The 12,459-nt window shown below is 54.7% G+C and carries 11 protein-coding genes and 1 pseudogene; 10 read left to right on the plus strand and 2 right to left on the minus strand.

The window, feature by feature from the left end; genetic code table 11:
• The first annotated feature begins 114 nt into the window (after positions 1–114).
• The 10 genes from ACR0JR_RS20835 (at position 115) to pdeM (ending at position 11,380) form a co-directional block, all read left to right on the plus strand.
• Positions 115–1,350 carry an AAA family ATPase gene (locus ACR0JR_RS20835; protein WP_170541618.1) on the plus strand — a complete coding sequence of 412 codons (1,236 nt, stop codon included), beginning with the start codon at positions 115–117 and terminating at the stop codon, positions 1,348–1,350.
• A gap of 17 nt (positions 1,351–1,367) precedes the next feature.
• On the plus strand, positions 1,368–2,807 hold the full coding sequence (locus ACR0JR_RS20840) for a TadA family conjugal transfer-associated ATPase (protein WP_480457900.1): 1,440 nt from the start codon (positions 1,368–1,370) through the stop codon (positions 2,805–2,807).
• A 12-nt stretch (positions 2,808–2,819) separates the two neighbouring features.
• Positions 2,820–3,788, plus strand: coding sequence for a type II secretion system F family protein (locus ACR0JR_RS20845; protein WP_319545167.1), 969 nt, complete (start codon positions 2,820–2,822; stop codon positions 3,786–3,788).
• A gap of 10 nt (positions 3,789–3,798) precedes the next feature.
• Positions 3,799–4,776 carry a type II secretion system F family protein gene (locus tag ACR0JR_RS20850; RefSeq protein ID WP_010441653.1) on the plus strand — a complete coding sequence of 326 codons (978 nt, stop codon included), beginning with the start codon at positions 3,799–3,801 and terminating at the stop codon, positions 4,774–4,776.
• 70 nt (positions 4,777–4,846) lie between these two features.
• Positions 4,847–5,389, plus strand: a complete 543-nt coding sequence (locus tag ACR0JR_RS20855) for a tetratricopeptide repeat protein (RefSeq protein WP_480457902.1) — start codon at positions 4,847–4,849, stop codon at positions 5,387–5,389.
• Positions 5,390–5,400: 11 nt separating this feature from the next.
• Positions 5,401–6,252, plus strand: a complete 852-nt coding sequence (locus ACR0JR_RS20860; RefSeq protein WP_170541627.1) for a tetratricopeptide repeat protein — start codon at positions 5,401–5,403, stop codon at positions 6,250–6,252.
• Positions 6,253–6,255: 3 nt separating this feature from the next.
• Positions 6,256–6,801, plus strand: coding sequence for a prepilin peptidase (locus tag ACR0JR_RS20865; RefSeq protein WP_480457903.1), 546 nt, complete (start codon positions 6,256–6,258; stop codon positions 6,799–6,801).
• A 116-nt stretch (positions 6,802–6,917) separates the two neighbouring features.
• On the plus strand, positions 6,918–8,225 hold the full coding sequence (locus tag ACR0JR_RS20870) for an ATP-binding protein (protein WP_010441649.1): 1,308 nt from the start codon (positions 6,918–6,920) through the stop codon (positions 8,223–8,225).
• 39 nt (positions 8,226–8,264) lie between these two features.
• The gene (locus ACR0JR_RS20875) at positions 8,265–10,676 is read left to right on the plus strand and encodes a ligase-associated DNA damage response DEXH box helicase (protein WP_480457905.1); all 2,412 of its coding nucleotides are present in this window, start codon (positions 8,265–8,267) and stop codon (positions 10,674–10,676) included.
• Positions 10,677–10,717: 41 nt separating this feature from the next.
• Entirely contained in the window at positions 10,718–11,380 is a 663-nt protein-coding gene (gene pdeM, locus ACR0JR_RS20880) for a ligase-associated DNA damage response endonuclease PdeM (protein ID WP_480457907.1), read from the plus strand.
• Positions 11,381–11,383: 3 nt separating this feature from the next.
• Here pdeM and ACR0JR_RS20885 read toward each other — a convergent pair whose 3' ends face one another.
• Both ACR0JR_RS20885 and ACR0JR_RS20890 read right to left on the minus strand, forming a co-directional pair.
• The gene (locus tag ACR0JR_RS20885) at positions 11,384–12,013 is read right to left on the minus strand and encodes a LytTR family DNA-binding domain-containing protein (RefSeq protein WP_480457908.1); all 630 of its coding nucleotides are present in this window, start codon (positions 12,011–12,013) and stop codon (positions 11,384–11,386) included.
• A 325-nt stretch (positions 12,014–12,338) separates the two neighbouring features.
• Positions 12,339–12,459: pseudogene (locus ACR0JR_RS20890) on the minus strand (bifunctional methylenetetrahydrofolate dehydrogenase/methenyltetrahydrofolate cyclohydrolase); the annotation flags it as partial.

Below are 12,459 nucleotides of genomic sequence, written 5' to 3' on the forward strand. Positions count from 1 at the left end.
TGAACAATAGGGTGACCTGCGGCCAAAATTGACCGCATCGGGCGACAGCAAGCTAGAACTGACCTTTCACGCGTTCATCAGGTTTGCTCAGCCCTCTCGACGAGGATTGTGTTTATGACGAGCGCGACGCCGCAAGATGAAAACGACGCCATTCTGGCCTGCACGATTAGCCGTGATGTCCAGAATTTCGATCTGTTGATCGAAGATATGGAAGCCGCGCTAGGAGAACGCTGGGGGGATCTGGGGTTTGCCGAGGCGCTCGCGTTCTTTAGCCAGCCCGAAGCAGAATCGCTTCAGTTTGTTGCCCTGGCGCTGGATGGTGATGACGAAGACAACTTGACCATGATGGGTGAAATCATCACGCGTGCCAAGGAAAAGGGCATAAAGGTTGTTTTGATCGCAGAAGATGTGACTCCGGCTTCCCTGCATCAACTTTTGCGTAAGGGTGCTGATGAGTTTGTCCCCTACCCGCTTCCCGAAAACGAACTTCAGGAAGCAATTGACCGGATGAACAAGCCCGACCCGGTCACAGCACCACAAGCCGCAGCAGTGCCGCTGGCCAATGGTGCGTCGAAAGAGGGCGCGCTGTTCGTGGTCCAGGGGCTCGCAGGCGGGGTCGGCTCTACGACGATGGCCGTAAACCTTGCGTGGGAACTGGCTACAGTTTCAGCCAAGGAAGCACCCAAAGTGTGCCTGATTGATCTGGATCTTCAATATGGCAGCGTTTCTACGTTTTTGGACCTTCCGCGCCACGAAGCTGTATTCGAAATGCTCTCGGACACTGATTCCATGGACGAGGAATCCTTCGGGCAAGCCCTGCAAACATTCGAAGACAAGCTGCAGGTCCTAACCGCTCCGTCCGATATGGTTCCACTGGATATTATCAACCCTGAGGATATCCAGCGAGTGATCGATACAGCACGCAGCCACTTCGACTACGTCGTGATCGACATGCCCAAAACACTGGTTCACTGGTCTGAAACGGTGCTGCAGGCGGCGCATGTCTATTTTGCTTTGATCGAACTTGATATGCGATCGGCTCAGAACGCGTTGCGCCTGAAACGGGCTTTGCAGGCTGAAGAACTGCCTTTTAACAAGTTGCGGTTTGCCATGAACAGGGCACCGAAATTCACCGACCTCAACGGAAAAGGCCGGGTCAAACGTATGGGCGAAAGCCTGGGCATTTCGATCGACTTGCTTCTACCTGATGGTGGCAAGGCAGTCATGCAAAGCGGTGATCACGGCCTACCATTGGCCAACTCAGCGGCCAAGAATCCGCTACGTCGCGAGATCGCCAAACTTGCTCAATCGCTTCATAGCCTAGGCAGCAGCGACGCTGAAGCCGCATAATTCAAAAGGGAGCTGCCGTGTTTTCAAGATATAAGAAACAGCCTTCGGCGCAGCCGGTTCAAACCCCGGCGCCTGAAAAAACTGAGGCCGCAACGCCAGCCGCGGCGGCGGCCTCGACCAATGTCGTACGCAAGCCGGTGCAAAAAAAGGCGGCGGAGGTCACCGTCAACGACAAAGAGCGCAAGCGCAAAGAGCGTTTGGGTGAGATCAAGCTGGAACTGCACCGTGAACTGCTTGAAAACCTAAACCTTGCGGCGCTTGAGAAAGCAGCAGAGGCCGAGTTACGGGCTGAGATCAGTGCAATTTCAAGCGAAGTTCTGGAATCGCGCAATATTGTCTTGAACCGTGAGGACCGCACTCAGCTCAACAAGGAACTTTATGATGAAGTCACCGGCCTGGGGCCGCTGGAAACCTTGCTGCAGGACGATACGGTCAACGATATTCTGGTAAACGGCCCTCAGCAGATTTTCGTCGAGCGAGCGGGCAAACTGGAAATCAGCGACATCACTTTCAAGGATGAAAAGCACCTGATGCGGATCATCGACAAGATTGTGTCCGCTGTTGGCCGTCGTGTCGATGAATCCAACCCTTACGTTGACGCCCGTTTGGCAGACGGCTCGCGTTTCAACGCCATGGTGCCGCCGATTGCAGTTGATGGCTCGCTGGTTTCGATTCGTAAGTTCAAGAAGGACAAGCTGGGCATTGACGATCTTGTCAATTTCGGCGCCTTCACGGAAGAAATGGCCGCCTACTTGCAAGCTGCGGTTTCAACGCGCCTGAATATCATCGTTTCAGGTGGTACAGGTTCCGGTAAGACGACAACGCTCAACGCGCTTTCCAGCTTTATCGACGACGCCGAACGCATCCTAACCATCGAGGATACGGCGGAACTTCAGCTACAACAGACCCATGTGGGCCGGATGGAAAGCCGCCCGCCCAACGTGGAAGGCAAAGGTGAGGTCAGCCCGCGGGACTGTCTAAAAAACGCCCTACGTATGCGCCCCGACCGCATCATCGTGGGCGAGACGCGTGGTGCCGAGGTGATCGACATGTTGCAGGCCATGAACACAGGCCACGACGGATCAATGACCACCATCCACGCCAACTCTGCCCGCGACGGTATCTCACGTCTTGAGAACATGATCGCGATGGCTGGAATCGAAATGCCGATCAAAGCCGTCCGCAGCCAGATCTCATCGGCTGTGAACCTGATTGTTCAAGCCAGCCGTCTACAGGACGGTTCACGTCGCATGACTTCCATCACTGAGATTACTGGGATGGAAGGTGACGTGATTTCCTTACAGGAACTCTTTAAATTTCAACGCGTTGGCTTGACTCCTGATAACAAGATCATCGGCCATTTCACTGCGACAGGCGTCCGGAGCAACTTTTCAGAGCGGTTCCGCCTGTGGGGTTTCGATCTACCCGCTTCGATCTACGACCCGACCACGATGTAGGAGAACCAAGATATGCAACTGCCTGTCGAGGCGCTCATCTATGTCGTGATTTTCGTCGGGGTTTTTGCCCTGGTCGAAGGTATCTATCTTGTCGCCTTTGGAAAATCGATCAGTCTGAACAGCCGTGTAAATCGCAGGCTGGATATGATCGACAAGGGTGTCGGTCGCGAACAAGTGCTGGAACAGCTGCGCAAGGAAATGCAGCAGCATATGAAGTCGCAGAGCATCCCGCTCTATTCGCTTCTGGCAGACAAAGCCCAAAAAGCCGCAATCGCCTTCTCACCCAGACAGCTGATTATGATCATGGCGCTGGTTTCTGGTTTGGTCTTCATGGCCCTCAGCGTGGCCACGGCGACCGAAATGACATTGCGGATCGCGCTTTCGGGTGCCATCGGTATTGGTGCTGTCTATACTTGGGTCAGCAACAAGGCCAAGAAACGAATGGCTTTGATCGAAGAACAATTACCGGATGCGGTTGAACTGATGGTGCGATCGCTTCGGGTCGGCAACCCGTTTGTTTCATCGATCCAGATCGTTGCCAGCGAAGTTGAGGACCCGCTTGCGACGGAATTTGGCATCATCTCGGATGAATCTGCTTATGGCCGGGAAGTGGGTGAAGCGCTTAAGGACATGGCAGAACGGCTGGATATGCAGGATTTGCGCTTCCTAGCAGTGGCGGTTTCCATTCAGCAGCAGTCGGGGGGTAACCTTGCTGATATTCTCGCCGGCCTTGCGAAAGTGATCCGGGCCCGGTTCCGCTTGTTCCGTCGGGTGAATGCGATTACCGCTGAGGCAAAATGGTCAGGAAAGTTCCTGTCCGGCTTCCCTCTTGCCTGCCTCATGTTCATTCTGGTCAAGGATCCGCACTATTACGATTCGGTGATGGATCATCCGCTTTTTATTCCAGCCTGTTTCTTTGTTGGCATCATGCTGACATTGAACCTGATCGTCATGAAAATCCTGACTAATATTAAGGTTTAGAGGTGCCGCCATGGAAATTCTGAGCCAGATCAATGAGCTGCTGAAAACTCATTTAGGCGAATTTGGCCCGCTGATTGTCGTTGGTATTCTGGGTTTGTTTATGATCCTGATCACCGTCCCTTTGATGCTGAATCAGCCTGAGGATCCACTTAAAAAGCTACAACGTTCAAACGCGGCGCCTAAGAAAAGTAAGAAAGAAAAGAAAGAACGCCTGAGAAACGCCAGCCGCAACGAGCAGCTTGAAAAATTTGCCAATTTCCTCGAGCCCAAGGACGAGGAAGAATATTCGGCCGTTCAACTCAAGCTGCGCCAAGCGGGCTATCAGTCAAAAGATGCTGTTCGATTCTATCACTTTTCGCAGTTTGCGTTGGGGATTGTCGGAATTCTGATCGGTATCTCACTGGTCACGGTTTTCGCAGGTGATCAGGAGTTTGACTCTACTCAACTCCTAATTCGCGTTTTGGGGCCTGGACTGGTCGGATACTTCATACCCAAGTACTGGATCACACGGCGCGTGGAGGAACGGAAGGAGGCCATCGTCAACGGTTTCCCCGACACGCTTGACCTGATGCTTGTTTGCGTCGAAGCCGGCCAATCGCTTGATCAAGCCATCGTTCGGGTCGCAGCGGAAATGAAAGCCTCGTATCCCGACATTGCGCTTGAATTTGAAGTCGTCGCCTATGAAATGAAGGCTGGTAAAGAAAAGGATACGGTCCTGCGCGATTTTGCCACCCGTTGCGGAGTTCAGGACGTTAGCGCATTTGTGACTGTTATGATCCAGTCAGCCACCTTTGGTACTTCGATCGCAGAAGCTCTGCGGGTTTACGCCGACGAAATGCGCGACAAGCGCGTTATGCGCGCCGAAGAAGCCGCGAACAAGTTGCCAACCAAAATGACACTCGCCACAATGATGCTGACCGTCCCCCCCCTTCTGGTCATTCTTGTTGGCCCTTCGGCAAAAGGTATCATGGAGTTTGGAAGCCAATAACGCTCAGCTTCTGCGTGATAAGGTTCTCAAGCCTTTCGGTTTGCACCTGCGTCATCTCTTTAGGGCCGCCATGGTTATTGCCATGGTGGCCTCTTGCACTGAAACGCGTTCTCCGGACGATCCATTTGCGCCTGGGGTTGACCCCGATGGCCCGGTTGTGGATGAAATCGCTATCGGCAATCGCCTAATGGCGGCAGGCGAATACGAGCTTGCGATGGAATCCTTCACCCGGGCGGCGCTGACCGAGGGAATGACACCCGAGATCCTGACTTCGCTCGGCACCGCCAATCTGGGCTTACGCCGGATCGGACAAGCCGAACCCCTGCTACGCCGAGCAGTGGAGGATGATCCCGATTGGCCGGTCGCCTGGAATAATCTTGGCGTATTCCTGATGGAGACAGGCGAATACGCCGAAGCAGCACAGGTTTTCCGCCGTGCTTTTGCGTTAGACAATGGCGAAAGTGACGCAATCCGTAACAATTTGCGGTTAGCACTCGCAAAAATGGAAAATCCTGCTAATAATACCCCACAAGAACAAGAATTTGAGCTGGAGCAGCGCGGCGACGGGCAATTCGTTCTGCGCAAAAACCCAGCAATAGAGGCAGAGCAGTAAAGGACGCAAAAATGCGCCATCCCTTTTTGATTCCGACGATGCTTGCGTGCGGGCTGGTTTTGACCGCTTGCGCAAAAGAAACCGAAGAGGAAAAAGTCGAACGTACATTTCAGGAAGTAAACGTTATTGACGAGACCAACCTGAATGATGTGATGCTGAATGCAGCTGATCCAAATGAAGCCGTTACTTATTTTCAGGGTGCGGCCGCCAAGAACCCGGACCGGATCGATCTTCAGCGTGGTCTTGCGATTACCCTGACCCGCGCCAAGCGCAGCACCGAGGCATCAGCGGCATGGAAACGTGTGCTCGGGATGAAAGGTGCAAACAACGCCGACCGGGTTGAATATGCAGATGCACAAGTGCGTAGCGGAAATTGGGACGGCGCTAAGGCAACACTCGACAAAATCCCGCCCACCTACGAGACGTTCAAGCGCTATCGGCTTGAGGCGCTGGTGGCAGACTCCAGAAAAGACTGGAAACGCTCAGACCATTATTATGAAACCGCCGTTGGCCTGACTACGCGACCGGCGGGTGTCATGAATAACTGGGGCTACTCCAAAATGGCACGCGGGCAATATGCCGAAGCTGAACGTCTGTTCACCGAAGCCATTCAACAGGACAACGCGCTATTTACTGCGAAGAACAATCTTGTTCTGGCGCGCAGTGCGCAAGGCAATTACAGCGTTCCGGTTGTCCCGATGTCACAGACCGAACGGGCGATGTTGCTGAATACGATGGCTATTTCGGCAGTTAAACAAGGCGATGTAAACCTTGCCAAGAACCTGTATCGCGAGGCAATTGCCACGCATCCCCAGCATTATGACGAAGCCGTTCGCTCGCTTCGGGCACTCGAGGACGCCTGATCCATGCACATACCAGCGGCAGCGGCAGCGTGGTTCTTACCATTTGTCCTGCCGATCTGTTTCTACGTTGCCTTCACCGATATGCGTGAGATGCGGATCAAGAACCATGCGGTCATGGCACTGTTGGTGGTTTTTCTCGTTGTCGGCCTTTTCGTTTTGCCGCCATGGTCGGACGAATGGCTACCCGGCACGTTTGGTCCGGTCACTGTCAAGCTGCCTTTATACGCCTGGCAGCTGCTTCACATAGTCGTTGTTCTGATCGTCGGCATCGTATTGAACGCTGCTGGAATTATGGGAGCTGGTGACGCCAAATTCTGCGCTGCCGCCGCTGCTTTTGTCTGGGCCAGTGATTTCATGTGGGTATTCATAATTCTGTCTGCCACGCTGCTAGGGGCATTTTGTTCCCACCGGTTAGCGAAACACACCCGACTGCGCCAGATAGCTCCGCATTGGGACAGTTGGGATCGCGGCAAACAGTTTCCAATGGGTCTGACGCTTGCAGGTAGCCTCGTGGCTTACCTGATTTTGGGCATAATCCACGGTTCGTGAACAATCATGACCGCGCCTTGCCCGCGCCTTGGTCCTGCCACAAAGACGCGTCAAATTTTCCCTAAACGGCCCTGCATGGGGCCTTTGGTGTGATAATTGACAGACGAGTCCCGCTTATGAACATGCAGACGTCCTCCGTTATGGCCCCCCCTGCCCCTAAGGGGTTGGCTGAAATGCAGCTTCCGCTGGTGATGATGCGTGACATTCTGCTGAAAACGATCTTTCGCAAGAACGTGGATACGGTAAGCGAGGTTGCCGCGGCGGTATGCCTGCCCGGCTCGGTGACGCAGGAACTGATCGATATCGCACGGGAACAGAAACTGATGGAGGCGACAGGCACACTGAACGCCAACTCGGGCAACGAGATGGGGTATCAGTTAACCGATGCAGGAAAGGCCCGTGCCTTAGACGCGCTTAGCCAATCGGAGTATTTCGGCGCGATGCCGGTGCCACTGGACGTCTATCGCGAACAGGTCAAGCGTCAGTCGATCCGCAATATTCAGGTCACCCGTGATCAATTGACTGGCGCTATGGGTCATCTGGTTCTACCCGACAGCCTGCTGGATCACTTGGGCCCTGCTGTCAGCGCCGGTCGGTCGATCCTGATGTATGGCCCTCCGGGCAATGGTAAGTCCTCAATCTCGAACGGAATTCGGGACGCGCTGGGTGACAATGTCTATGTCCCGCGCGCCATCGAATATTCGGGGCAGGTGATCACCGTATACGATCCGATTGTTCACACCGCGATTGAACAGGAAGAGGACGATCCCAACAGTTTGCGCCGCCGGAAACGGTTCGATACGCGGTATGTGCAATGCGAGCGCCCGACCGTGGTAACCGGCGGTGAACTGTCGCTAAGCATGTTGGACCTCGTTTACAACCCCACTGCCCGGACCTATCAGGCACCGCTGCAGTTGAAATCGACCGGAGGCATTTTCATCGTGGACGACCTTGGGCGTCAGGCCGAACCGCCTCAGGCCCTGATCAACCGCTGGATCGTTCCGCTGGAAGAAAGCAAGGATATCCTCGGCCTGCAATCAGGTGAGAAGTTCGAAGTGCCCTTCGATACTCTGGTTATCTTTTCAACCAACTTCCATCCGAATGAAATCTTCGACCAAGCGGCTCTGCGCCGGATCTTCTTCAAGATAAAAATTGATGGTCCGAACCAAGAGAACTTCCTTAAGATCTTTGCGATGGTCGCCCGCAAACGCGGGATGCCTCTGGACGAAGCGGCTCTGGTACATCTGCTGAAGGTCAAATACCCGACAATCCAGAACATATACGCGAATTATCAACCGATCTTCCTGATCGACCAGATGATCTCGATCTGCGAATTCGAAGGCATCCCCTATCAGATGAGCCCCGACTTGATCGACCGTGCCTGGGCGAACATGTTCGTCAAGGAAGAAAAGATCGTTCACTAACCCCCTGTCCTTCTGAACCCGGGCGGTTAATCTGCGGCCATGACGCAGATTCCCGCCCGGATTAGCGATTGGTTTGCCGCCAAAGGCTGGTCGATCCACCCGCATCAACAAGACATGTTCGACCAGGCACAGGAGCCGGCGACGCTGTTGATTGCGCCGACAGGCGGGGGCAAGACGATGGCCGGGTTCGTGCCGTCCCTGTCCGAACTGGCCGACGGCGCGCATGATGGGCTGCATACGATCTATGTCTCACCACTCAAGGCGCTGGCCGCTGATATCCGCCGCAATCTGCGTGCCCCGGTGGAAGAGATCGGCTTGCCTATACGGATCGAAGACCGCACTGGCGATACGTCGGCCACGCAAAAGAAACGCCAGCGTGTTGATCCTCCACATATCCTACTGACAACACCAGAAAGCTTGGCGTTACTCACCTCCTACGAAGACGCGCCGCGTATGTTTGAGGGAGTCCAGCGCATCATCGTTGATGAGATTCACGCTTTGGCGGAAAGCAAGCGGGGCGATCAATTGATGCTTGCACTGGCACAGTTGCAAGCGCTCTGCCCCGATCTGCGCCGTGTCGGCCTGTCTGCGACTGTGGAAGACCCAGAAGGCATTGCGCAGTTTCTGGCGCGGCATCCTGATCCATGCAGAATAATTCAGGCCGATCCCGGCCCAGATCCCGATATCGCGATGCTTGAAACCAAAGAAATGCCCCCCTGGTCTGGTGGAGGCGCCGCCTATGCCATTCCGGCGGTGCTGGAGCAGGTTCGGCAGCATAGAACCACACTGATCTTCCACAACACGCGCGCTCAGGCCGAAATATTCTTTCATAATCTCTGGCTGGCAAATGATGAAAGTCTGCCAATCGGTATCCATCACGGCAGTTTGGACCGGCAGCAACGCGAAAGGGTTGAGGGCGCAATGGTACGCGGTGATCTGCGGGCCATTGTCTGCACGGGCAGCCTCGATCTGGGAATCGACTGGGGGGATGTGGATCTGGTGATCCAAATTGGCGCGCCAAAGAACGTCAAACGGCTGGTGCAGCGGATCGGACGGGCAAACCATCGTTATAATGCCCCATCGAAGGCGCTGTTGGTACCTGCCAACCGGTTTGAAGTGGTCGAATGTGTGGCCGCACTGCATGCGGTGCAAGAACATGACCTGGACGGTGATCCTCGCGGCGCGGGCCCTCGGGATGTGCTCTGTCAGCATATCCTGATCGCCGCTGCAGCCGGACCGTTCGAGGCCGATGCGCTCTACACCGCGCTGACCTCGGCGGGGCCCTATGCCGGCCTCAGCAGACCCGAATTTGATGCCTGTCTGGATTTCTGCGCCACCGGCGGGTACGCCCTGCGCGCCTATGACCGCTGGCAGCGGTTGCAGCAGCGATCAGATGGGCGCTGGCAATTGCGTGATCCACGAGCAGCGCAGCGTATCCGGATGAATCTGGGCACAATTCAGGACACTGACACGCTGAAGGTACGGTTGAAACGAAATCGCGGTGGCAAGCCACTTGGCGAGGTGGAAGAAGGGTTTGCTGCCTCGCTCACCCCCGGTGACACATTTCTGATCGGCGGCCAGATCGTCCGTTACGAAGGGCTGCGTGAAATGGTGGTTGAGGTCAGCCGCCGCGCTGACAAGAAACCCAAGATCGCAACCTTCTCTGGCACAAAATTTGCCACCTCCACGCAGCTTAGCGACCGCATTCTGCGTATGTTCGCGCAATCTGACTGGCCACACTTGCCCGCCCACACCGCCGATTGGCTGGCGTTGCAACGCGAGGTCTCGCGCCTACCGCAGCGCGATCGACTATTGATCGAAAGCTTCCCCGACAATGGGCGTGAACATATCTGTGTCTATGGCTTTGCAGGCCGAAATGCGCAGCAGACCCTGGGCTTGTTACTAACCAAACGTATGGAAGAGACCGGCCTTGCCCCACTGGGTTTTGTCGCCACCGACTATGCCACCCTGATCTGGGGTCTGGATGCGGTAACCGATCCACGTCCATTGTTCCAGATTGATGCGCTGCGCGAAGGGCTGGAAACGTGGTTGGCAGGCAACGCCGTGATGAAGCGGACGTTTCGCGCCTCGGCCACAATCGCAGGTCTGATCGAACGCAATACCGGCGGGCAGCGCAAAAGCGGGCGGCAAGCGACGTTTTCGTCAGACATCTTGTATGACACTCTGCTGAAATACGACCCCGACCATCTTTTGATGCAGATCACCCGCGAAGAAGCCATGCGCGGATTGGTTGATTTCGGGCGGATCGAAGCGATGGTCGCGCGGATCAATGGCCGCATCGATCTTCTGCGGCTGGATCGCGTTTCACCATTGGCTGCGCCGCTCTTTCTGGAAATGGGAAAAGTGCCAGTCAAAGGTGAGGCAGAAGAACGTCTTCTGGCCGAAGAGAGTGCCCGCTTGCTGCAAGCTGCAGGCATACAATCTCCGTGAATCCTCTTGCGCCGTCCGTCGAAACAGGCAAAGAACGGACCATGAACAACGTCGAGTTTTCCTTTGCGGGTCACCAATTGCGCGCACTAGGTTCCGGGGCACTCTGGTGGCCCGATCAATACTTGCTTTGCGTATCTGATCTGCATCTGGGCAAGTCGGAACGCATCGCTCGAAGGGGCGGTTCTTCGCTTCCCCCTTATGATACACGCGAGACTTTGACACGGCTGGAAGGTGACTTGTCACATACAAAGGCCACGTCAGTAATTTGTCTGGGAGACAGCTTTGACGACTTGGACGCGTCAACTGCATTGACAACTGAGGACAGGCTTCGGATTACGACGTTGCAAGCAGGTCGGAACTGGATCTGGATCGAAGGCAATCATGACCCCGGTTCGGTTGAAATTGGTGGAACGCATCTATCCGAATGGATTTGCAGCGGCCTCACTTTTCGCCATATAGCCCAACCAGATGCAATGGCTGAGATTTCCGGCCACTATCATCCCAAGGCTAGTTTGAATATTCGGGGGCGCTCGATCTCTCGGCCTGCGTTCCTTTTGGATCATGCCCGACTAATCCTGCCCGCCTATGGGACCTATACCGGCGGGTTGCGCAGCACAGACCAAACACTGACAAGGATCATGGGCTCCGATGCCCGGGCAATCTTGACTGGGAATCAGCCCCAGAAAATTCCAATGCCGCGATGACCCTTATAACAGCCCGTCATCCACAAGATGCTGCTTGTATTTCCGGCTAACAGGTACTTGGTCGCCGTTCCTCAAACGCAGGTAGGTTTTCCCCGCCTCTTTCTTTACCCCAACAATTGTGGAATCCACCACCCAATGTGATCGATGTGTGCAATGCCCAGGAACCGGCTCCATTTCAGCTATCGCATCGGTAAATCGCGAGCGGATGGTAAATGTCCCTTCTGAGGTTACGACATCGACGCTGTGATCACGCACGGTCAGCCGGTAGATCTCCCCCTCGAAACCAGTTGGCAATCGATGATAGAGCCGTGCTCGAGGTTCTTCCACTGCTTCATCTGGATCGCCCCATTGACGAACAAGTATTAGCCCCGTTGCGAACAGAAGCCCATAAGGGACGACCTTCAACAGGTCTGGAGCCATCCGTCCATTCAATGAGAACAGAATCCACGTCAGAAACCACAAAGAGGGGGCAAACAACAACAGGATCAACGCAGCAAAAGCAAAATCCCGGAACAACGATCCCGATAAACTCAGTTTTGTGCGCACAAGTCGCCCCGCAGCCCATGTTGCAACCAGCGCCAGTAGCATTACACCAGTCCAGAACAACAACCGCTGTGAATATGACAGTGTCATGTCTCGAAAGGGTGCAAACGAATAGGCAAGCAATGGAACAAAAACTAGGCCGGCCACTACACGCTGAAGACTGCAAAACGAGATGATCGGACTTAGTTTGGACTTCATACCAAGCAACACACCTTCTTAGCCTGCACCAAAAACATCAAACGGAAGGTAGTCTAACCTCACAACCACTTGGATTAGAAGGCTTATCACGGGTTAACGCTGGGTCAAGTTAACAAATCCCCATACCTACTAATAATTCCTGGAGAACAAAAAACCGGAGAGCGCGCAGGCTCTCCGGCTAATCAGATCATACCCAAATAGGTCTTTGTGTCGGGTATTATGCTGTCAGGCCTTCGGGTTCTGGCAGGCCATTCGCCCGGCACGCGGCGGTCAGCGTATTGGCCAGCAGGCAGGCGATCGTCATCGGGCCTACGCCACCGGGTACCGGAGTGATTGCA

This window comes from Ruegeria sp. AA3, assembly GCF_056542905.1.

Excerpts from the sequence above, each read along its gene's own strand:
- ACR0JR_RS20885 (WP_480457908.1), bottom strand. The coding sequence starts at position 12,013 with ATGACACTGTCATATTCACAGCGGTTGTTGTTCTGGACTGGTGTAATG.
- pdeM (WP_480457907.1), top strand. The coding sequence starts at position 10,718 with ATGAACAACGTCGAGTTTTCCTTTGCGGGTCACCAATTGCGCGCACTA.
- ACR0JR_RS20835 (WP_170541618.1), top strand. The coding sequence starts at position 115 with ATGACGAGCGCGACGCCGCAAGATGAAAACGACGCCATTCTGGCCTGC.
- ACR0JR_RS20855 (WP_480457902.1), top strand. The coding sequence starts at position 4,847 with ATGGTTATTGCCATGGTGGCCTCTTGCACTGAAACGCGTTCTCCGGAC.
- ACR0JR_RS20865 (WP_480457903.1), top strand. The coding sequence starts at position 6,256 with ATGCACATACCAGCGGCAGCGGCAGCGTGGTTCTTACCATTTGTCCTG.
- ACR0JR_RS20860 (WP_170541627.1), top strand. The coding sequence starts at position 5,401 with ATGCGCCATCCCTTTTTGATTCCGACGATGCTTGCGTGCGGGCTGGTT.
- ACR0JR_RS20850 (WP_010441653.1), top strand. The coding sequence starts at position 3,799 with ATGGAAATTCTGAGCCAGATCAATGAGCTGCTGAAAACTCATTTAGGC.
- ACR0JR_RS20870 (WP_010441649.1), top strand. The coding sequence starts at position 6,918 with ATGAACATGCAGACGTCCTCCGTTATGGCCCCCCCTGCCCCTAAGGGG.
- ACR0JR_RS20875 (WP_480457905.1), top strand. The coding sequence starts at position 8,265 with ATGACGCAGATTCCCGCCCGGATTAGCGATTGGTTTGCCGCCAAAGGC.
- ACR0JR_RS20845 (WP_319545167.1), top strand. The coding sequence starts at position 2,820 with ATGCAACTGCCTGTCGAGGCGCTCATCTATGTCGTGATTTTCGTCGGG.